Here is a 237-nt window from a genome sequence, read left to right on the forward strand (position 1 = left end):
CGTGCAGCGTCCGCGGCATAGCCGGCAAGCGGTGGCGGATGCACTCGCCGATTGCATCGGGAATGCGGCGCAGGGATAACAACCGCGCGCGGCTCATGCCCGATTGTGCCGATCAGCGCTTCATCAACTGTATCTGTGCGGTCGATGCAGCAGCGCGCAAAATCGTGATTCCTCTGGCCGCCCGCGAGTCTTAACTGATGACGCCCACCGCTTTCCTCACCGCCGATGTCCTGATCG

1 protein-coding gene is annotated in these 237 nt (G+C 62.9%); it reads left to right on the top strand.

The features are described 5' to 3' along the window. Positions 1-194: hypothetical protein (locus SB753_RS41235; RefSeq protein ID WP_410805708.1), on the top strand; the 194-nt coding region annotated here is incomplete at its 5' end. Positions 195-237 lie beyond the last annotated feature (43 nt).

It is taken from the genome of Paraburkholderia sp. SIMBA_053, assembly GCF_046534895.1.
GTDB lineage: Bacteria > Pseudomonadota > Gammaproteobacteria > Burkholderiales > Burkholderiaceae > Paraburkholderia > Paraburkholderia caledonica.